Origin of the sequence: Actinomadura geliboluensis, from assembly GCF_043197915.1 — a bacterium.
Lineage (GTDB): Bacteria > Actinomycetota > Actinomycetes > Streptosporangiales > Streptosporangiaceae > Spirillospora > Spirillospora geliboluensis.
On sequence record NZ_JBICUA010000005.1, the window covers coordinates 329,776 to 347,679 of the forward strand.

General features: G+C 72.8%; 20 protein-coding genes and 1 pseudogene. 17 read left to right on the forward strand and 4 right to left on the reverse strand.

Translation table 11 applies throughout. The annotated features are described in order from the left end of the window. Positions 1-135: 135 nt before the first annotated feature. Positions 136-765: a class I SAM-dependent methyltransferase gene (locus ACGFI1_RS19105; RefSeq protein WP_392786730.1), complete on the reverse strand. Its 630-nt coding sequence runs from the start codon at positions 763-765 to the stop codon at positions 136-138. Here ACGFI1_RS19105 and ACGFI1_RS19110 point away from each other — a divergent pair. The 9 genes and pseudogenes from ACGFI1_RS19110 to ACGFI1_RS19150 all read left to right on the forward strand — a co-directional run bounded on the left by ACGFI1_RS19110 (position 754) and on the right by ACGFI1_RS19150 (position 8,837). Beyond that, positions 754-1,533 (forward strand): annotated as a pseudogene (locus ACGFI1_RS19110) (IS5 family transposase). The gene ACGFI1_RS19105 and the pseudogene ACGFI1_RS19110 overlap by 12 nt on opposite strands. Before the next feature lie 169 nt (positions 1,534-1,702). Beyond that, on the forward strand, positions 1,703-2,065 hold the full coding sequence (locus ACGFI1_RS19115) for a DUF2089 domain-containing protein (protein ID WP_138634358.1): 363 nt from the start codon (positions 1,703-1,705) through the stop codon (positions 2,063-2,065). Then, the gene (locus ACGFI1_RS19120) at positions 2,062-2,322 is read left to right on the forward strand and encodes a hypothetical protein (protein WP_386870588.1); all 261 of its coding nucleotides are present in this window, start codon (positions 2,062-2,064) and stop codon (positions 2,320-2,322) included. Before ACGFI1_RS19115 ends, ACGFI1_RS19120 begins: the two co-directional genes overlap by 4 nt. Before the next feature lie 19 nt (positions 2,323-2,341). Beyond that, the gene (locus tag ACGFI1_RS19125; protein WP_138634352.1) at positions 2,342-2,782 is read left to right on the forward strand and encodes an SHOCT-like domain-containing protein; all 441 of its coding nucleotides are present in this window, start codon (positions 2,342-2,344) and stop codon (positions 2,780-2,782) included. After that, complete coding sequence (locus ACGFI1_RS19130) at positions 2,779-3,591, forward strand: ABC transporter ATP-binding protein (protein ID WP_392786733.1); 813 nt, start codon at positions 2,779-2,781, stop codon at positions 3,589-3,591. The genes ACGFI1_RS19125 and ACGFI1_RS19130 overlap by 4 nt, the downstream gene beginning before the upstream one ends. Further along, positions 3,591-4,352, forward strand: a complete 762-nt coding sequence (locus tag ACGFI1_RS19135) for an ABC transporter permease (protein ID WP_392786735.1) — start codon at positions 3,591-3,593, stop codon at positions 4,350-4,352. Before ACGFI1_RS19130 ends, ACGFI1_RS19135 begins: the two co-directional genes overlap by 1 nt. 93 nt (positions 4,353-4,445) lie before the next feature. Next, the gene (locus ACGFI1_RS19140; protein WP_392786737.1) at positions 4,446-5,375 is read left to right on the forward strand and encodes a hypothetical protein; all 930 of its coding nucleotides are present in this window, start codon (positions 4,446-4,448) and stop codon (positions 5,373-5,375) included. 360 nt (positions 5,376-5,735) lie between these two features. Beyond that, the gene (locus ACGFI1_RS19145; RefSeq protein ID WP_392786738.1) at positions 5,736-6,512 is read left to right on the forward strand and encodes a YggS family pyridoxal phosphate-dependent enzyme; all 777 of its coding nucleotides are present in this window, start codon (positions 5,736-5,738) and stop codon (positions 6,510-6,512) included. A gap of 132 nt (positions 6,513-6,644) precedes the next feature. Next, positions 6,645-8,837 carry a sensor histidine kinase gene (locus tag ACGFI1_RS19150; protein WP_392786740.1) on the forward strand — a complete coding sequence of 731 codons (2,193 nt, stop codon included), beginning with the start codon at positions 6,645-6,647 and terminating at the stop codon, positions 8,835-8,837. On the opposite strand, the gene ACGFI1_RS19155 is transcribed toward ACGFI1_RS19150, so the two are convergent. Then, complete coding sequence (locus ACGFI1_RS19155; RefSeq protein ID WP_386870602.1) at positions 8,724-9,329, reverse strand: response regulator transcription factor; 606 nt, start codon at positions 9,327-9,329, stop codon at positions 8,724-8,726. The genes ACGFI1_RS19150 and ACGFI1_RS19155 overlap by 114 nt on opposite strands. An 87-nt stretch (positions 9,330-9,416) precedes the next feature. On the opposite strand from ACGFI1_RS19155, the gene ACGFI1_RS19160 reads away from it, so the two are divergent. The 3 genes from ACGFI1_RS19160 to blaOXA all read left to right on the forward strand — a co-directional run bounded on the left by ACGFI1_RS19160 (position 9,417) and on the right by blaOXA (position 13,630). Next, positions 9,417-10,148, forward strand: a complete 732-nt coding sequence (locus ACGFI1_RS19160; RefSeq protein ID WP_205719565.1) for an ABC transporter ATP-binding protein — start codon at positions 9,417-9,419, stop codon at positions 10,146-10,148. Positions 10,149-10,162: 14 nt separating this feature from the next. Next, positions 10,163-12,583, forward strand: a complete 2,421-nt coding sequence (locus ACGFI1_RS19165; protein ID WP_392786743.1) for an ABC transporter permease — start codon at positions 10,163-10,165, stop codon at positions 12,581-12,583. Between the two features lie 156 nt (positions 12,584-12,739). After that, a complete protein-coding gene (blaOXA, locus tag ACGFI1_RS19170; RefSeq protein WP_392786745.1) occupies positions 12,740-13,630 on the forward strand; it encodes a class D beta-lactamase in 891 nt (296 codons plus the stop codon). Between the two features lie 131 nt (positions 13,631-13,761). On the opposite strand, the gene ACGFI1_RS19175 is transcribed toward blaOXA, so the two are convergent. Together ACGFI1_RS19175 and ACGFI1_RS19180 are read right to left on the reverse strand one after the other, a co-directional pair. Next, positions 13,762-14,214 carry a VOC family protein gene (locus ACGFI1_RS19175; protein ID WP_392786747.1) on the reverse strand — a complete coding sequence of 151 codons (453 nt, stop codon included), beginning with the start codon at positions 14,212-14,214 and terminating at the stop codon, positions 13,762-13,764. Next, positions 14,204-15,085 (reverse strand): sigma-70 family RNA polymerase sigma factor, encoded by an 882-nt coding sequence (locus ACGFI1_RS19180; protein ID WP_386870612.1) that lies wholly within the window; start codon positions 15,083-15,085, stop codon positions 14,204-14,206. Before ACGFI1_RS19180 ends, ACGFI1_RS19175 begins: the two co-directional genes overlap by 11 nt. Before the next feature lie 127 nt (positions 15,086-15,212). On the opposite strand from ACGFI1_RS19180, the gene ACGFI1_RS19185 reads away from it, so the two are divergent. The 5 genes from ACGFI1_RS19185 to msrA all read left to right on the forward strand — a co-directional run bounded on the left by ACGFI1_RS19185 (position 15,213) and on the right by msrA (position 17,671). Beyond that, positions 15,213-15,626 (forward strand): VOC family protein, encoded by a 414-nt coding sequence (locus tag ACGFI1_RS19185; RefSeq protein ID WP_386870614.1) that lies wholly within the window; start codon positions 15,213-15,215, stop codon positions 15,624-15,626. 29 nt (positions 15,627-15,655) lie between these two features. Then, a complete protein-coding gene (locus ACGFI1_RS19190) occupies positions 15,656-16,048 on the forward strand; it encodes a VOC family protein (protein ID WP_392786749.1) in 393 nt (130 codons plus the stop codon). Between the two features lie 67 nt (positions 16,049-16,115). Beyond that, positions 16,116-16,550: a YdeI/OmpD-associated family protein gene (locus ACGFI1_RS19195; RefSeq protein WP_392744972.1), complete on the forward strand. Its 435-nt coding sequence runs from the start codon at positions 16,116-16,118 to the stop codon at positions 16,548-16,550. Positions 16,551-16,630: 80 nt separating this feature from the next. Continuing rightward, complete coding sequence (locus ACGFI1_RS19200) at positions 16,631-17,032, forward strand: DoxX family protein (RefSeq protein WP_386870620.1); 402 nt, start codon at positions 16,631-16,633, stop codon at positions 17,030-17,032. Between the two features lie 129 nt (positions 17,033-17,161). Beyond that, entirely contained in the window at positions 17,162-17,671 is a 510-nt protein-coding gene (gene msrA / locus ACGFI1_RS19205; RefSeq protein WP_138637393.1) for a peptide-methionine (S)-S-oxide reductase MsrA, read from the forward strand. Positions 17,672-17,904: the final 233 nt, after the last annotated feature.

Below are 17,904 nucleotides of genomic sequence, written 5' to 3' on the forward strand. Positions count from 1 at the left end.
CGGATCACCGCGCTCGGGTGATGCGGCATGCGTGGAGTAGGGCCTGTCTGACAATTCCAGTCGGATCAGCGAGCGTCCGCCGAGCCGGCAGTCCGGAGGTGCGCCGACCGGCTGGCGGGTATTACCGGGCAAGACCTACGATCGGCGGGCCAGCAGATGGGCGTCGAGGAAGCCTCGCTCGGAGGCCGGATCGTGGAGCAGCCGGGCGAAGGGAATGAGCCCGGCATCGGCCAGCAGTTCAGCGAGGCGATCCGCCGGCCAGCTGTAGGCAGGCGCCACCTTGTGATCGAACCGGACCGGTTCTTGTCCGTCGGTCCCGAAGAAGGAAACCAGGAGCAGGCCATCCGGCGCCAGGACGCGTACCTGCTCGGCGAGCAGCTCCGGCAGTTCTCCCGGAGGGGTGTGGATCATCGAATAGTGGGCCAGTACGCCGCCGAGCGCGCCGTCCTCGATCGGAAGGGATTCCATCCGCGCCTCCTGGAAGCGCAGCGCCGGATGGGCCCGCCGTGCGTGGTTGACCATGCCGGGGGAGAAGTCGAGTCCGAAGGCGTCCAGGCTCAGTTCGTGCAGCATGGCCGTCAGATGTCCGGGCCCGCACCCGACGTCCGCTGCCCGCAGGTTGCCCGTCGCGCGCACCAGTTCGGCGAAGGTGCCGATCATGGCCCGGGTGAACGGCTGTGTCTCCAGCCGGTCTGCGAACAGCGATGCGTACAGCTCGACGACTCCGTCGTAGGCCGCACTGGTCTCGTCCTGATGGTTCGCCACGGGCAGGACTCTATCGCCAGTCTGATAATTGATCTTGTGGCAGGTCGAGGTGAGTTGACGGATGCGGCATGGGAGCGAATAGAGCCCCTGTTGCCGCAGGTGGACGGACGCGGACGTCCGTGGCGTGATCACCGGCAGGTGGTCAACGGGGTGCTGTGGCGGCTGCGGACCGGGGCTCCTCGGCGCGACCTGCCCGAGCGCCGCGGGCGCCCGTAAAAGGGGGACGCGGACGGGGACGAACTGGAAGATCCGGGCCGCTCGCAGGTGCACCAGGCCCTCGGCCGGTCCCGGGGCGGGCTGACCACCAAGGTCCACCTCGCCGTCGACGGCCGGGGGCTGCTGCCGCTGTCGATCGTGCTCACACCCGGAAACGCCAACGACGCCACCGCGTTCGCCGACGTCCTCGACGGGATCCGCACCCCGCGCGCCGGCACGGGCCGCCCGCGCACGACACCGGACCGTGTGCTGGGTGACAAGGCATACTCCAGCAGGGCCATCCGCCATCTGCTGCGGCGTCGGGGCATCGCCGCCACGATCCCCGAGCGCCGCGACCAGGTGGCCAACCGCCGCCGTCGAGGGCGCCGCGGTGGCAGGCCACCCGCCTTCGACACGGAGATCTACCGCGACCGCAACGTGGTCGAACGATGCTTCGCCCGCCTCAAGCAGTTCCGTGCGATCGCAACCAGGTTCGACGAGCTTGCGGACCGCTACCGCGCGGGAGTTGTCCTGGCCTCCATGATCCTCTGGCTCCGTGAAACGGCCAGGTGATCATTTGTCAGACAGGCCCTAGTCGTCCGGTTTGGTGACGTGTCTGCTCTGCAGACTCTAGATCCTTGAAAGTCAGGTTCGAAAAATCAAGGTTCTCGCGTTGACTGCTTAAGATAATCAAGATACAAAGTGGACAGCGGTCGTGGCGTCGAGAGTGAGGGGGCCGAGAGTGGAGTGGCAGGAACTGACGGACCTGACCCACGGGCGGCCGTTCGTGGTCGAGCGGGTCCGCCTCGCCGGCAGCGGCGTCGTGGTCGAGGGGCAGTTCGAGCCGCCGCAGCTCGCCCAGCTCAGCGTGGACGACCAGGTGTTCGTCGCCGCGTTCGTCCGGGCGCACGGCTCGATCAAGGAGATGGAGCGGGTCTTCGGGGTGAGCTACCCGACGGTCAAGGCCCGGCTGAACCGGATCGCCGAGCGCCTCGACTTCGTCGACACCGACCCGCCGCCCACCGGCGCCGACGTGGTCGACCGCCTGCGGCGCGGGGAGATCAGCGCTCAGGAGGCGCTGGCCGAACTCGAGGACCTCCAGTGATCCCGCAACTGGTCACGGTGCGGTACCGCCGCACCGGCGGCCGCCGGCTGCGGCTGTACGTCCCCGTCGTCCCGGTCGTGCTGGTGCTGTCGCCGCTGCTGCTGCTCGCCGTGATCGGCGGGCTGGTCGCGTGCCTCGTCTTCCGGGTGCGGCCGGTGGCCGCGCTGCGGGGCGCCGGGCAACTGGTGCGGGCGCTGCCCGGCACCCGGATCGAGTACGAGCAGGGCCCGATGGCCGTGCTCCTGAGCATCAGATGAGGCGGAGGAGAGAGCAGCGATGAACGAGCAACGCCGCCAGATCCTGCAGATGCTGGCCGAGGGCAAGATCACCGCGGACGAGGCCGAGCGGCTGATCAACGCCCTCGAACGGGCCCGGCCGGAGGCGCCGCCGACGGCCGAGCCGCCACCGGCCGCCCGCCCGGCCGCCCGTCCGAAGTACCTGCGCGTGATGGTGCGCTGGACGGACGACGGAGCCGACGGCCCCGGCAAGATCAACGTGCGGATCCCGCTGCAGCTGCTGCGCGCCGGGGTCCGGATCGCGGCCCTCGTCCCGCCGCAGGCGCTCGCCAAGGCCAACGCCGAGCTGGCCAAGTCGGGGGTGCCGATCGACCTCACCGAGCTCAAGCCCCAGCACGTCGAGGACCTCATCGAGCACCTCGACGACCTCATCGTGGACGTCGACGACTCCGACGCGAAGGTGCAGGTGTTCTGCGAATGACAGCGGCGGCATCGGCGGCTCCGGCGCCTTCGGCGGCGGAGCACCAGGTCATCCACGTGCGGGGCCTGGAGAAGTCCTACAAGGACCTGAAGGTGCTGCGCGGCGTCGACTTCGACGTCGCGCGGGGCGGCGTCTTCGCCCTGCTCGGCTCGAACGGCGCGGGCAAGACCACGGTCGTGAAGATCCTCGCGACGCTGCTCAAGGCCGACGCGGGGACCGCCCGCGTCAACGGCTTCGACGTCGCCGCCCACGCCGCGGACGTGCGGGAGTCCATCAGCCTGACCGGGCAGTTCGCGGCCGTGGACGAGATCCTCACCGGGCGCGAGAACCTGGAGCTCGTCGCCCGGCTGCGGCACCTGAAGGCGCCGCGCGCGATCGCGGACGAGCTGCTCGCCCGCTTCGCGCTGGCGGACGCGGCCGACCGGAGGGCGGCGACGTACTCGGGCGGCATGCGCCGCCGCCTCGACATCGCGATGAGCCTCATCGGCGACCCGCCGGTCATCTTCCTCGACGAGCCGACGACGGGCCTCGACCCCGAGGCGCGCACCGAGGTGTGGCAGACCGTCCGGGAACTCGCCGGGCGCGGCACGACGATCCTGCTCACGACGCAGTACCTGGACGAGGCCGAGCAGCTCGCCGACCGCATCGCGATCCTGCACCGGGGCCGGATCATCGTGAACGGCTCCCTCGCCGAGCTGCGGCGGCTGCTCCCGCCCGCCGAGGTCGAGTACGTCGAGAAGCAGCCGACCCTCGACGACGTCTACTTCGCCATCGTCGGCGGCGCCGGCGCGATGAGTGAGGAACGCTGATGGCCGCGCACTTCGCCGCCGACACCACCGTCCTGCTGGGCCGGTCCCTGCGCCACATCGCGCGCAGCCCGGACACCGTCATCACGACCGCTGTCATGCCGGTCGCCCTCATGCTGCTGTTCGTCTACGTCTTCGGCGGCGCGATCGACACCGGGTCCGCCTCGTATGTGGACTACCTGCTGCCCGGCGTCCTGCCCCTGACGGTCGCGATGGGCATCTCGTACACGGCGTTCCGCCTCTTCGCGGACATGAAGAACGGCATCTTCGAGCGGTTCCAGTCGATGCCGACCGCCCGGTCGAGCGTGCTGTGGGCGCACGTGCTGACCGCGCTGGTCGCCAACATGGCGTCGCTCGCGGTCGTGGTGCTCGTCGTCCTCGCCATGGGCTTCCGCTCGGGCGCCGGGGTGGCGGCGTGGCTCGCGGTCGCCGGCATCCTGGCCCTGTTCACCCTCACGCTGACCTGGGTCGCCGTCATCGCGGGCCTGACCGCGAAGACCATGGACGGCGCGAGCGCCTCCGCCTACCCGATCGTCTTCCTGCCGTTCATCAGCTCGGCCTTCGTGCCGACCGGCACCATGCCCGGCCCGGTGCGCGCCTTCGCCGACAACCAGCCGGTGACGTCCATCGTCGACACGATCCGCGCCCTGCTCGCGCAGCAGCCGGTCAGCGGCGACATCTGGACCGCCCTCGCCTGGTGCGCCGGCATCCTCGTCACCGCGTACGCCCTCGCCATGCTCGTCTACCGCCGCAAGACCGCCTAGCCATCGTCCGGCCCCCGTTGCAGCCGGTTCCGGACGGCGTCCATGCCAGTGAACACTGGCGGAAAGTGGGTCGGGTCAGGATGATGGTCGTCCATGAGAATCCCCCCAAGGCGCATCGGCGGGCTCCTGCTGTCCGCCGTCCTCGGCCTCAGCCTGTTGACTCCGGGAACCGCTCATGCCGCCGCGTGGCATTCGGTGCCGCTGCCGTTCCTGTGGTGGCAGAACCGCATCGAGGACATCGCCGCCGCCGGGCCCGGCAGCGTCTGGATCGCCGGGGTCCAGGGCTACATCCCCGGCCTGCCGCTGCCCGTCAGCTACGGCAACCCGGTCGTCCGCCGGTGGGACGGATCGGGCTGGAAGGAGTACCCGCTGAACGGCTGGACCGGCCAGGGCTCGATCTACGAGGTCGCCGCGGCCCCCGGCGAGGTCTGGGTGATGGGCGGCGGCTACATGGCGCGCTTCGACGGCGCCGCGTTCCAGAAGGTCGCGCCGCCTCCGCACGTCTCCGACATCGAGGCGGGCGCCGGCGGCGTCTACGCCACGGCATGGTCGGACGGGACGGCCTACAAGTGGAACGGCTCCGGCTGGGACCCCTCGCCCCTGCCTCCGGACGCCTTGTGGACGGGTGACGCCTACGAGACGGTCGATCCTCCGGCCGCCGAGCCCGTCCGCGCCGCGGCGAACGGCCCGTCCGGGCTCTACGCCCTGGCCGACCTCGACCCGCTCGACGACATCGCCGCCCGCGTGTGGCGCAAGACGGCCGGAGGCTGGTCGGAGGTCCCGGTCCCCGCGGGGCTCCTCGCGCGCACCATCACCCAGGACGCGACCGGAAGGCTGTGGGCGGCCGGCGGCATCTCCAACGAGTACTCGGTGTACTCCCTCGACGGCACGACCTGGACCAAGCAGTACGGGCCGGCCATCAGCGGGGTCTACCAGCTGGTCGCCGTCCCCGGCACCGGCACCGTCTGGGGACGCGGCTTCGGCCCCCCGCTCGGCGATCCGCAGATCACCACCAACTCCTGATCCCACCCGCGCGTTCGCGGAGACCCGGCCCCGCCGCGTCGCCGTCACGGTCGGCGGACGCCCCGCCGTGACCGAGGGCGAGGACAAGGCCGACCAGGACGCCTGATCAGAGCGAGTTCCTTCCGCTGCCGCGGGTCCGCCGCCATTCCGGCGGCGGGCCCGCGTTTCGCGTTCGAGGGAGCGGCGCGGACGCATCCATGGCCGTCCTCGCCCTGCCGGGCGAGCGGATCAACCGCCCGTCCTGCTACTGGTCGTCGTGGACCGTGAGCACCACCCGGTGCGGGGCGTTGCGGGTGTGCACGCCAGAGTGGAACATCACCGTGCCCGCGCACCAGCGGAGATCGAGCAGAGGAAGGCCCGATGAGCAGTCCAGCCCAGTACCCGCAGGCGGAGAGCGTCGCGGACTTCGCGCGCAACATCGCCGAGGTCCGCGCACGCATCGACGCGGCGGCGGAACGCGCCGGCCGCAGCGGCGCGGAGGTGCGGCTGCTGCCGGTGAGCAAGACCGTCCCCGAGGAGCGGATCCGCCTGGCCGTGGAGGCGGGCTGCCGCGTCCTCGGCGAGAACAAGGTCCAGGAGGCCATGCGCAAGTGGCGGAACCTCGCCGACCTGGACGTGTCCTGGTCGGTGATCGGCCACCTGCAGACCAACAAGGCCAAGGACGTCGCGGCCTTCGCCGCCGAGTTCCAGGCCCTCGACAGCCTGCGCGCCGCCGAGGCCCTGGACCGCCGGCTCCAGGCCGCCGGCCGGGGCCTGGACGTCTTCGTGCAGGTGAACACGTCCGCCGAGGAGTCCAAGTACGGCCTGCCGCCGGACGAGCTGATCGGTTTCCTGAAGCGGCTGCCGGACTACGGGGCATTGCGCGTCCAGGGTTTGATGACCCTGGCCGTCTTCACCCGGGACACCGAGCGGGTCCGGGAGTGCTTCCGCCTGCTGCGCGGCCTCCGCGACCAGGCCCGCGACCTCGGGCTCGCCGGGCCGGGAGAGCTGTCGATGGGGATGTCCGGCGACTACGAGACCGCCGTCGAGGAGGGCGCCACGGTCGTCCGCGTCGGCCAGGCGATCTTCGGCGCCCGGCCCCTCTCGGACGCCCACTACTGGCCAGGCGCCGCACCGGGCGACCAGCCCGCCACCTGAGCAAGAGCCGGTCCCGGACGAGCACCGGCCGGCCGGTGGCGGAGCCGACCCCGCTCGACGGCCGGGAGGCGGGCCGGGGGACCGCGGCGGATACGATCTGACCCGGTTTCCGGGGGCTGATCGAGGGGCGGGGTGGAACGAAGGCAGGCGGTCGACGTGCCGCAGCGCACGGCGCGGGCGGTGGCGGTCGCGGCCCTGGTCGCGCTGGTCGGCGTCTACACGGTGGGCGCGATCGACCGGCCGGCCGACGCGGCCGCCGCCGTTCCCGTGGCCGGTGCGATTCTGCTGCTGCAGTTCCGGTTCGTGCTGGCGCCCCTGCGCCGCCTCCAGACCCGTGCCTGGACGGCGGCGCAGGGAGTCCTGTCCTTCGTCGCGGTGCTGTGCCTGGGGTTCTCCGTGGCGGTGCTGGGCGTGTGGGTGGGCGGGCTCCTGCTCGCCCGCAACCGGGTGACGGCCGCGGTGGCGGCGGTCGCGGTGCTCGTCCTGGCGGTGCTCCGCGGGGACGGGGCCGGCGGTTCGGCGGACGCCGCGATCACGGCGGGCCTGATGACGACGGTCGTGTACGGGCTGTCGCGGCTGGTCGGCCGGATCGAGGAGGTGTTCGCGGCCCGGCTGTCATTGGCGGTGGCGGCCGTCGAGGAGGAGCGGCTGCGGGTGGCCGCCGAGCTGAACGCGGGGGTCGGCCGCGGGCTGGACGCGATCGCCGCCGCGCGGGGCGTCGCGGACCTCGACCGGGTGTCGCGGGTGGCGCGCCGGTCGCTGACCGCCGCCCGGACGGCCGCCGTGGACCTGCGCAGCCTCTCCCTGACCCCGGAGATCGCGGCGGCGCGCGGGATGCTGGCGGCGGCCGACGTCGAGGTGACGGTGCGGGTGGGCCACCGGGAGCCGCTCGGCCGGGCCGGGGCGCTGCTGGCGACCGTCCTGCGGGAGGCGGTCACCGATGTGGTGCGGCGCCGCCGGGCGCGGCACTGCGCCATCGAGACCGGTGAGCGGGGCGGGCTGCTCGTGCTGCGAGTCACCGACGACGGAGCCGCCGCGGCCGGCTGGGCCGCCGAGGCCCTGGCGCCGCTGGCCGCGCAGGTCGAGCGGGTCGGCGGGCATCTGCGCACGACGCTGGAGCCGGACGGCCGCTGCGTCGTCGAGGCGGCGGTGCGGGCGGCGCCGGAGCCGCGGGCCGAGGTCTCCAGCGCTGAGCACCGGCTGTCGGTGGTGTTGCTGGCGGCGGTCCTCGCCGGCTTCTGCGTCAAGGGACTTCTGCTGCTGGCATCGCCGATGGAGCTGCTCATCGCGGTGCCGTGCCTCGCGGCCGTGTCCGTCCTGCAACTCGGGTGGGCGCGCCGGCCGGAGGGGTCGTGGTGGGCGCTGGCGGCGCAGGCGGTGCTGAGCTTCGTGCCGCTGCTGTGGCTCGGCAAGGCGTGGGGCGGCGTGCCGGGCTTCCTGGTGGGGACGCTGCTGCTGGCGCTGCCCGCCGCCGTGGCCTGGCCGCTGACCGGCGCGGTCATGGCCGCCATGGGGGTGGTCGCGTGGCGGCTCGGCGAGGCCGCCGACGTGGTGGTCAACTCGGTGATCAGCGTGCTGGTGACCGGGCTGGTGGTGTGGGGCCTGGTCCGGCTCGCCCAGCTGGCGGACGAGCTGCGGGCGGCGGCGGCCGGGCTCGCGCGGGCGGCGGTCGTCCAGGAGCGGCTGCGCGCCGCCCGCGACCTGCACGACCTGCTCGGGCACAGCCTCGCGGCCGTCCAGCTGAAGGCCGAGATCGCGCGCCGGCTGCTGGCGTCGGACCCGGACCGGGCGCGGGCGGAGTTCGACGACCTGGTCCGCATCGCCGAGCACGCGCGCCGGGACATGGGGGTGGTGACCGGCGCGGCCGGGCGGCTGGAGCTCGAACCGGAGCTGGCGTCGGCGCGGTCGGTGCTCGCAGCGGCGGGCATCGAGGTGCGGGTCGTCCGCGACGGCACCCCGCCGGGCGATGCCGAAGGAGTGCTGAGCGTCGTGCTGCGGGAGGCGGTCACCAACATCCTGCGGCACAGCGCCGCCCGCCACTGCGAGATCACCGTCGGAGCGGCGGGGCTGACGGTGGTGAACGACGGACGTCCGGACGAGGTCACCCCGCCGGGCGCGGGAATCGGCAACCTCGCCACGCGGCTCGCCGAGGCGGGCGGCCGGCTGGAGGCGCGCCCGGCCGGCGGCGGCCGCTTCCGGCTCGCCGCGTACCTAGAGCCAGCCGGCCTCGCGGGCGATGCGGACGGCGTCGGTGCGCCCCCGGGCGTCGAGCTTGGCGACGACCGCGGTGAGATGGTTGCGGACGGTCCCGGCCGACAGGTGTAGCCGGCCCGCGATCTCGGGGACCTCGGCCCCGTCCGACAGCAGCCGCAGGACGTCCTTCTCGCGCGGCGTGAGCGGGTCGTCGGCAAGGTCCCAGGCGGTCACCGCGAGGGTCGCGTCCAGGACCCGCTCGCCCGCGTGGACCTTGCGGATCGCGTCGATCACCTGGTCCGGCGGCGCGGACTTCAGGACGAAGCCGTCCACCCTCTCGCGCAGGGCGCGGCGCAGCAGCCCCGGCTTGCCGTGCCCGGTGAGCATGAGGGTGCGGCACCCGGGGAGCTCGGCGCGCAGCAGCCCGGCCGCGGTCAGCCCGTCCGTCCCGGGCATGTCGATGTCGAGGACGGCCACGTCGGGCAGGTGCACCAGCGCCGCCGGGACGACGGCGCCGCCGTCGCCGACGTCCGCGACCACCTCCAGGTCGGGCTCCAGACCGAGCAGCGTCGCCAGCGCGGTCCGGATCACGTGCTGATCCTCGGCGATGAGCACCTTGATCACGCCGCCGAGCCTACCCGTGACGATCTCATGGGTGATCGATGACGGACGCTCTGTCGGGCGAAGCCGCAGGTCAGCAGAGTGGTGTCCATGGACGAAGCAGTGGTGATGGACACGGTGAGCAGGGTGTACGGCAAGGGGGCGGGCGCGGTCGCGGCCCTCCGGCAGGTCTCGGTCTCGCTGCCGAAGGGCGGCTTCACCGCCGTGATGGGCCCTTCGGGGTCGGGCAAGAGCACCTTCCTGCAGTGCGCGGCCGGGCTCGACCGGCCCACCGCCGGATCGGTGCGGCTGGGCGGTACGGAGCTGACCGGGATGAACGAGACCGAGTTGACCGTCCTGCGGCGCGAGCGGGTCGGGTTCGTCTTCCAGGCGTTCAACCTGCTCCCGTCCCTGACGGTGGAGCAGAACGTGACGCTGCCGCTGCGGCTGGCCGGGCGCCGCGCCGACCGCGCCCGGCTGGCGGAGATCCTGGAGCGGGTCGGGCTGGCGGACCGGGCCGGGCACCGGCCCGCCGAGCTGTCGGGCGGGCAGCAGCAGCGCGTCGCGATCGCGCGGGCCCTGGTCGCGCGGCCGGACGTCGTGTTCGGCGACGAGCCGACCGGTGCCCTGGACACCATGACCGCCAAGGAGGTGCTGGTCGCGTTCCGGGAGATCGTGGACGACCTCGGGCAGACGGTGGTGATGGTCACCCACGACCCGGTGGCAGCGTCGTACGCCGACAGCGTCCTGTTCCTGGCGGACGGGCAGATCGTCGACTCGGTCACCGCGCCCACCGCGAGCGACGTCGCCGAGCGGATGACCCGGCTGGGGGCGTACGTCTGATGTTCTCTCTCTCCTTGAGCACCTTGCGGCACCGTCGTGCCGCGTTCGCCGGCGGTTTCATCGCGCTGTTCTTCGCCGCCGCACTGATCACCGCCTGCGGCATGCTGATGGACACCGGTCTGCGCAGCCACGTCGCCCCTAAGCGCTATGCGGCCGCCCCGATCATCGTGTCGGGTGACCCGGACGCGCACCTCGTCAAGGACGACGGCGACCGCAAGAGCAAGCCCAACACCGCGCGGGGCCGGATCGCCGCGTCGCTCACCGGACGGGTGCAGGCGGTACAGGGCGTCCGTTCCGTGGTGCCGGAGGTCACCGTCCCCGCCGTCATCGGCGCGAGCCCCGTGGACGGGCACGGCTGGGAGTCGGCAGGGCTGGCCCGGACCGTCCTCAAGGAGGGCCGGGCTCCCGCCGCCGCAGGCGAGATCGTCGTTGGCGCCACCGCGGGCTATGCCGTCGGGACGGACGTGACCGTCCTGAACCCGCTCGGAACGGGCACGTACCGCGTGGTCGGGGTCACCGGGCAAGCGCCGGGGAACCCGTCCGTCTTCTTCAGCTCCGACGAAGCCCGCCGCCTGACCGCCGCGCGGCCCGGCCTCACCGCGATCGGCGTCTGGCCCGCGCCCGGCGCGTCCGTCTCCGGCACCGCCGACGCGGTGCGCGCGGCCGTCCGCGGAACCGGCGCCACCGTCCACACCGGCACCGACCGCGGGCGCGCCGAGTTCCCCGACAGCGGCAGCGCCCGCGTCAAGCTCGTCAGCATGGGCGCCGCACTCGGCGGCACCTCCCTGATCGTGGCGCTGCTGGCCGTCGTCGGCACCTTCGGCCTCATGCTCCAGCAGCGCGAGCGGGAACTCGCCCTGCTGCGCGCCATCGCCGCGACGCCCCGGCAACTGCGCCGGATGATCGGCCGCGAGGCCGCCCTGCTCGGCCTCGGCGCGACGGTCCCGGGCGCCGCCGCCGGCCTGCTCCTGGGCTCCCGGCTGCACGCCGCCTTCGCCGACCTGGACGCCATCCCCGGCAACCTGCCGCCGGTCACCGGGCCGGTCCCGCCGCTCGTCGCCGTCGCCGTCACCGTCGCGGCCGGCTGGCTGGCCGCCCGGATCGCGGCCCGCCGCATCACCCGGCTCCGCCCGGTCGAGGCCCTCGGCGAGGCCGCGCTCGCACCGCCCCGCACACCGTGGTTCCGGCTCGCCGCCGGGCTGGTCGTCCTGGCCGGCGCCGTCGTGCTCACCTTCGTGCTGGCGTCCGTCCACTCCGAGCGCGGCTCGGGCCCCCTCACGCCCTTGACCGCGCTGGCGTTCGCGACCGCCGTCGGCCTCCTCGGACCCGTCCTGACCCGGCTGGCGATCCCTCCGGTCACCCTGCCGCTGCGGTTCTCCGGCGCGGTCGCCGGCCTGGCGGCCGCCAACCTGCGCGCCGGCGCGCGCCGCCTCGCCGCCGTCATCGCCCCGCTCACCCTGATGGTCGCGCTCGGCTCGACGCTGCTGTTCGCCGAGACGACCATCGACGAGGCCGCCGCGTCCCAGGCCGGCGCGGGCAACGTCGCCGACTACGCCGCCGGCCCCGCGGTGCCCGGCCCGGCCGCCGACGCGCTGCGCGAGGTGCCCGGCGTCCGGACGGTCACCGAGGTCCTGCACACCCGCGTCCGCGCCGCCAATACCCCCTACAGCGCCCAGGGCGTCACCCCCGCCGGCCTGGCGAACACCATGGACCTCGACGTGCGCTCCGGCTCCCTGAACGACTTCGGCGACGGCACCATGGCCGCCCGGGAGGGCCTCGGCATGAAGGTCGGCGACAAGGCGTCCTTCGCCATGGCCGACGGAACGCACGTGACGCTCCGCGTCGTCGCCGTCTACCACCGCGGCCTCGGCTTCGGCGACCTCACCCTGCCGCACTCCCTGGTGGCCGCCCACGTCGACGTCCCGATGGGCACCGCGCTCATCTCCGCCCCCGGCGTGCGCGGCGACGCCCTGAAGAGCGCGGTGGCGGCCTACCCCGGCCTCGGCCTGCACGCCCGGACGGACGCCCCCGCCAGGCCGAGCGGCAGCGCGGTCAACTACCTGTCCCTCGCCATGATCGTCGCCTTCGCCGCCCTCTCCGCCGCCAACGCCCTGGCCATGGCGACCGCCGGCCGCGTCCGCGAACTGGCCATGTTCCGGCTCGCCGGCGGCACCCGCCGCCAGGTGCTGCGGATGCTCCGCTGGGAGACCCTGACCGCCGTCCTGGTCGCGGCCGTCCTCGGCACCGCGATCGCCTACGCGACGCTGAACGCCTTCAGCACCGGGATGACCGGGTCGGCCGGACCGCATGTCCCGATCGTGGGACTCCTCGCGATCATCGGCGGCATGGGAGCCCTGGCCGTCCTGGCCACGACCCTCCCGGCCCGCCTGGCCCTGCGCCGCCCACCCGCCGACGCCATCGGGGCCCGCGAATGAGTTCGAGGCCGCCCTGGAGAAGGCCGCGCAGATTCGCGCTAACAGCCCGATCGGATGAATGAACTGCGCTGAGCTGCGAAGATACTATTTCTCATATCATTGACTAATCGATATCAATATTGGACAGAAAGCAGTGGGCAGTGGTCGAGTGACCGCATGATCAAGCTTTCTTCCCGATATCTGCGCATCCGGCTGGGCGCCGCCGCGCTCGGCGCGCTCACCCTCCTCGGCACCGCCGCGTGCGGCGCGGGCGCCCAGGGCTCCGTCCCGCGCGGTGCCGTCGCCGTCGCGGCGGCCGACCAGATCCGGCCCGGCGTCGTCGAGCGCGACGACCTGCGGGCCGTCTTCGACGCGGCGGGCGTGCGCGGCTCGTTCGCCCTGCTGGACGTGAAGACCCGGACCACGACCGTGGTGGACGGGCGGCGCGCGCGGACGCCGCTGGTCCCCGCATCCAGCTTCAAGGTCCCGCACGCGCTCGTCGCCCTGGAGACCGGCGCGGTCACGAGCCCCGACGAGGTGATCCCCTGGGACGGGACGCCGCAGCCGTTCCCGGAATGGGAGCAGGACATGACGATGCGGGAGGCCGTCCGCGTCTCCAACGCCGCGGCGTTCCAGGTCATCGCCCGCCGCATCGGCCTGAAGCGCGAACGGCAGTGGCTGCACCGGCTCGGCTACGGCAACCGCGAGACCGGGACGGCGGTGGACCGCTTCTGGCTGGACGGTCCGCTGAAGATCTCGGCGGTGGAGCAGACCCGGTTCATGGAGCGGCTGGCGGCCGCGCGCCTGCCCGCCTCGCGCGAGCACCAGCGCACCGTTCGCGAACTGATCAAGCAGGAGGAGAAGGACGGGTACGCGCTGTTCGCCAAGTCGGGCTGGCAGAACGCCCCCGGCCCCGGCACCGGCTGGTGGACCGGCTGGGTCGAGCGCGGCGGGCGCGTGCACCCCTTCGCCCTGAACATCGACATCGTCGAGGGCAGCGACGCCGCCAAGCGCGCCACGGTCGCGCGCGAACTGCTGCAACGGCTGGACGTACTGCCCACCGCGTAGTCACCTCCTCCACGGCCCTGCCCGTGGACGGCGACTCGACGCGGGGCGTCCTGGCGTCCACGGCCCAGCTCACGGTGTCGGTCGCCGACCGCGCCCCGCAGATCGGCTCCTAGCAGGGAGGACGGGCCCCGTCACCGGCACCGGTGGCGGGGCCCCGCCGCGCTTGTGGCCTGGGTGAACCGGAGGACGTTCTCGGACGGGTCGAGGAACGCGCAGTCGCGGATTCCCGGACGGTCGATCGGTTCCTGTATCACCTCGGCGCCCGCGGCCTCCAGGTGCTCGAAGACGGCGTCGCAGTCGTCGGTCGTGAAGTCGACGCGGTGCAGGAGATCGTCCGCGACCGTCCAACGGCCGGCCGACGGGTCCGCGGGGCGCGCCACGAGGAGGAGGCGCATGTCCGGCTGCAGCGGCGGTGCAAGGGCCACGCACGGCGCCTCCAGGGAGGGGACGTCGCCGGACACCTCGAAGCCGAGCACGTCCCGGTAGAAGGCGAGCGCCTGATCGAGGTCGTCCACGGCCAGGGAGAAGGACGCGATCCGCAGGCTCATGCGCGCGGCGCGAATCGGCGGAACGCTACCGCTCATCGCGGTTCTTCCGGCCCGGCGGCAGGACGATGATGTCGAGCGCGCGGAGCCGGTCGGCGTCGGTGTCGGTGGCGATGCGGGTGATCCGGCCGTCCTCGACGGTGAAGGCGATGACGGCCTTGGGCACACCGTGGTGGAACCAGACGGCCGCGGGCTCGCCGTCGACGAGGGCGAGGTGCGCGGCCCGCGCCCGTCCGGCGAAGAAGGACGCCACGGCCTCGGCGCCGTGGAGCTCGCCGACGGCCACCGCGTCGGGATCGAGGACGTCGAGCAGGCCCTGGAAGTCGTCGCCGCGCGCCGCCGCGAGGAACGCCGCGACGACCTCCCGCTTCGCCGACCGCGCGGCGTCCGACGCCTCGGCGGCGCCCTGCACGCGGCGCCGCGCCCGGCTGGCGAGCTGCCGGGCCGCCGCCGGCGACCGGTCGATCACGCGGCCGATCTCCCCGAACGACACCGCGAAGATGTCGTGCAGGACGAACGCGAGCCGCTCGGCGGGCGTGAGCGTGTCCAGCACCACCATCAGCGCGACGCCCACCGAGTCGGCCAGCAGCGCCTGGTCCTCCGGACCGGCCTGGCCCACCGGACGGACGCCGCCCTGAGGCGCCGCCGGCTCGGGCGGCAGTGCCCCGGCGGCGTCCTCGGGCCTGCTGCGGCGCGCCTCCATCATGTTCAGGCACACCCGCGCGACGACGGTCGTCAGCCACCCGCCGGGGTTCTCCACCTGGCCGGTGTCGGCGCGGCTGACCCGCGCCCACGCCTCCTGCACCGCGTCCTCGGCCTCGCTCCGCGAACCCAGCATCCGGTACGCCACCGCCTGCAAATGCCGCTGGTGCTCGGCGAACCGCGCGCTCAGCCAGTCGTGCTCAGCCATCTGTCACACTCCCGCGAAATTTCCTGTCATACGAAGTGACCGGCGCGATCGCGTCGATGTGACGGCCGGGACCCGGCCGTCCGCCCCCGCCGCCTCCGGCGGGCCGCTCACCAGCAAGGAGACAACCATGAAGGCCCACGTGAGCTCCATCCTCCTCGGCGTCCGCGACATGGACCGCGCCAAGCGGTTCTACACCGAGGGGCTCGGCTGGACGATCAAGGACGACTGGGGCATCTCGGTCTTCTTCGAGTCCGACGGCGCCTCGCCCGTCGGCTTCTACGGCCGCGACGGGCTGGCCGACCAGGTCGGCACCAGCCCGGACGGCAGCGGTTTCAGCGGCCTCGTCCTCACCTACGTCGTCCGCAGCCAGGCACGCGTGGACGAGATCATGGCGGAGGCCGAGAAGGCCGGCGCGACGATCCTCAAGCCCGCCGACACCCTGCCCTGGGGCGGCTACGGCGGCACCTTCGCCGACCCCGAGGGCTACATCTGGAGCCTCGCCTACAGCGACAAGGGCGAAGACCAGCCCTACGCCGAGTAGCAGTCGCCCCGACCCGCGAGGAGACCACCGTGTCAGCGCAGATGAACGCCATCATGCTCGGCGTCCGCGACATGGGCCGCGCCAAGCGGTTCTACAGCGAGGCCCTGGGCTGGAAGATCGACAAGGACACCCGCCACTTCGCGTCGTTCCACCTAGGAGAGGGGGTCCCGCAGCTCGCCCTCTACGAATGGGACGCCGCCGCAGAGGACGCGGGCGTCCCGTCCGAGGGATCCGGGTTCCGCGGGGCGTCCTTCCACCTCAACCCCGACTCGCGGGACGCCGTGGACGAGACGATCCGCAAGGCGGTCGCGGCCGGCGGCAGCGTGGTCAAGGAGGCCGCCGCCGCCCCGTGGGGCGGCTACTTCGGCTACTTCGCCGACCCCGACGGGTACCTGTGGAAGGTCACCACCTACGCCGCGTGACCACGTGCACATCGCGCGGGCCCGGCACGGCACACGGCCGGGCCCGCGTCCCCAGAAAGGGCAGATCATGAAGTTCAGCACCGTGGTGGAGCCTCCGGAGCCCATGCGCGGCCTGGAGGTCCCCGCCGAGATCGTCGAGGACCTCGGCGGCGGCGCGCGTCCGAGAGTGAAGATCACCGTCAACGGGCACTCCTGGCGCAGCAGGGTCGCCATCATGCGCGGCCGCCACCTGCTCGGCCTCAGCAACGCCAACCGGCAGGCCGCGGGCGTCGCCATCGGCGACGAGGTCGAGGTCGACCTGGAACTCGACACCGAACCGCGCGTCGTCGCCGAACCCGCGGACTTCGTCCAAGCCCTGGACGGCGACCCCGCCGCCCGCGCCGCCTACGACAAGCTCACCGACGGCCGCAAGCGCGAGCACGTCCGCGCCATCGAAAGCGCGAAGAAGCCCGAGACACGCCGCCGCCGTATCGAGAAGGCCATCGCCGCCCTGCGCGGCTGAACCCCGAAAACCGTCTTCCGCACGGCACCGCGATCGCCGCGCGGAGGACGCCCCTGCCCGCATTCCCCGGAAGGAAGAAAATGCCGAAACGGCTCACGACCGTCCTGTACTGGTTCCTGGCCTTGGAGTTCGCGGTGGGCGCCGTGACGAAATACTGGTCGGGCGACACGATATTCGGCCCGGCGTACTCGGTGAAGTTCGCCGACTGGGGCTACCCGTCCTGGATGCGCTTCGTGGTCGGCGCCCTGGAGGGCATCGCCGCCGTCCTGCTCGTGATCCCCGACAAGCGGACGCGCTTCCTCGCCGCCACGACGCTGATCCTCGTCCTCACCGGCGCGGTCACCACCCACATCGTCAACCACGACTCGGCGATGCAGAGCTGGGCCGCCCCGACCTACCTCGTCGCCATGGGCATCGTCGCGCTGGTCAACTGGCCCGCCGACTGGCGAGACCTCCTGCGCACCCCCGTCCCAACGAAATAGCACCGGCCGCTTGGACCTACGCCGGCGACCCGGCGCCCCGCGAAGGGCCCTCCGGCCGCCGGAGACCCATGGAATAACGTTGATGCGATGCCCGCTGTACTGGTCGACGAAGGAGACGAGGGGGGGAACATGGCAACCGAGAGGGCACTGCTCGCGGGCGGCTGTTTCTGGGGGATGGAAGAGCTGTTCCGCCGGGAGCCCGGAGTGGTCTCCACGCGGGTCGGCTACAGCGGCGGCGACGTCCCCAACGCCACCTACCGCGACCACGGGACCCACGCCGAGACCATCGAGGTCATCTACGACCCCGACAAGACCGACTTCCGGGCGCTACTGGAATTCTTCTTCCAGATCCACGACCCCACGACCGTGAACCGCCAGGGCAACGACATCGGCACGAGCTACCGCTCCGCGATCTTCTACACCTCGGACGAGCAGCGGAAGGTCGCCGAGGACACCATCGCCGACGTCGACGCCTCCGGCCTGTGGCCCGGCAAGGTCGTCACCGAGGTGACCCCCGCCGGCGACTTCTGGGAAGCCGAACCCGAGCACCAGGACTACCTGCAGAAGTACCCGAACGGCTACACGTGCCACTTCCCGCGCCCCGGCTGGAAACTCCCCAAGCGGACCGCCCAAGCCTGACCCCGCGAGACGGCGCGGGCACCAACCCGCGCCGTCCACCGGCCAAGTCCGACCATCGTGGAGTCGGCGGCCAGATCGAGCGGCAGTGAACAGGCCACGCCCATAGCCCCTGCGGAGACGCATACGAAGCAGGCGGACATGATCGGCCGGGAGCAGCTCTTCGACTTCCCCCCTTGCTCCCGACACAGCCTCTTATCTGCGCCATGAGGGCGCACCTTGCAACTGGGGTGCAG